This window comes from Candidatus Manganitrophaceae bacterium (assembly GCA_012960925.1).
Classification (GTDB): Bacteria; Nitrospirota; Nitrospiria; order SBBL01; family JAADHI01; genus DUAG01.
In genome coordinates this window covers 1-1,761 of the sequence record DUAG01000069.1, presented here as the reverse complement: position 1 = coordinate 1,761, position 1,761 = coordinate 1, and the positions used below count along the sequence as shown (strand labels likewise).

2 protein-coding genes are annotated in these 1,761 nt (G+C 48.2%); both read left to right on the top strand.

The genetic code is table 11. The features are described 5' to 3' along the window. Positions 1–132: 132 nt before the first annotated feature. On the top strand, positions 133–1,044 hold the full coding sequence (locus EYQ01_10080; protein ID HIE66131.1) for a hypothetical protein: 912 nt from the start codon (positions 133–135) through the stop codon (positions 1,042–1,044). Positions 1,045–1,137: 93 nt separating this feature from the next. Continuing rightward, positions 1,138–1,761: DUF4338 domain-containing protein (locus tag EYQ01_10075; protein HIE66130.1), on the top strand; the 624-nt coding region annotated here is incomplete at its 3' end.

Below are 1,761 nucleotides of genomic sequence, written 5' to 3'. Positions count from 1 at the left end.
GTTAAATACAAGGTTCGATGGTTGACCCCACACGGGAAGGACCATTGTTTTCGAAGTGAGTTAAAAGAAGCCAAGAAATTACCGAACCAAATAAAGGGGAAAGTCAGGCAGGGTAATACTGATATATTGGTTTTGTCTCCCGCAGAGCAGCTGGATTATCAGTTTGCTGTCGACACGCTAAAGGAAAGCGGAACGGACATCCGGACTGTTGCCAAGGAGTATGCTGAATCCTACAAACTTCTTAAAGGGCCACACATGCTTGAAGCAGTTCGATACTTCGCCAGAAGGAACATTCACACGCTTCCGAAAATGAGTGTTCAGAATGCCGTTAAAGGATTCTTAAACTCGATTGATCGGCCAGTATGCCTAAAACTACAGACAGCATATCTCCGACGATTCTCCGAGGCATTTCAAATGGACTTGAAACAGGTCCGGTCAAAAGACATAGACGCTTTTCTAAGGGCGCTCCCCTTGGCGGAACGATCTAAAATGAACACACGAAGCGCGATTAAAGCTTTGATGATTTACGCGGCATCGCAAGGCTGGATTCCAAAGGATGACGACACTATGGATTCTGTCAGGAAGTTCAGAGATGCACAAACCGAAGTGGCTATTCTGACCCCTGACGAGCTTGCAGCGATACTGACATACGCACGGGAAGAAATTATCCCCTGGATCGCGTTCAGAGCTTTCAGCACCATTCGAGATAGTGAATTAAAAATTTTGGATTGGGAGCAGGTTAAACCGAAGTCGATCCGTATCACAAAAGGGAAGGGGCTTGTTCCAACGCGGCGGCTAATTCCGATTGCGCCAAATCTTAAGGAGTGGATCGAGCCTTTCAGGCTGAAGTCTGGGCAGGTAAGCCCGTTCGCAAACAGTTACAAACAATTCAAAAAAGCATGCGATGCCGCCGGGGTGAAGTATTCAAGAAACTGTCTCAGGCATAGTGCAATAACATATAGGGTTATGCTAACTGGGAATGTTGAAAGGATAGCACTTGAAAGCGGAAATTCTGCCGCGAAAATCCATTCCAATTATTTGTAACCGTTCACAGCATAGTTTTGTGAAAAGATAGAAAGACAAAACCTTCAAAATAGTTCTGATGTCACTTTGCAGGGCTTGGTATGATACCGAGCAGTGAACGAGCAGCTAATCATTCGACGACGACTCATTTCAGCGGAGGATCTGACGCTGATCCGCAGCTTGATTGAGAAGGAAGGGGGCCGAGGTCGATCCCATATATCCAAGCGGCTCTGCGAAATTTGGGATTGGCGTCAGCCCAACGGTCGTTTCCGTGAAATTGCCTGCAGAGATTTGTTAAGGAGGCTGCAGGCGAAGGGTTTGATTGAGTTGCCGGCCATGCTCAACCCGGCACGTCGGCCGGGTTATCGCAATAAAGTCGGGGAGCTGGATCTGCTGGATCGGATTCCTTTGGTCCAGGCCCTTAGTGGGCTGCGGGATCAGATTGAAATCACCCTGATCAGGGATCGCAAATCACTTGAGAAATTCAGAGACTTCATAGCCAACTGCCATTACCTGGGCTATCAACAACCTACCGGAGAACATCTCAAATATCTGGCTTATTATCAGAACCGGCCCATTGCCTGTCTGAGTTTCGGCCCCTCTGCCTACAAAACCGCTGCCCGCGATGAATTCATCGGATGGACGCCGGCTATGCGTCAGGAACGATTGCCGTGGGTGGTCAATAACGACCGGTTTCTCATAATGCCCTGGGTAAAGGTTCCCAATCTGGCATCGTTC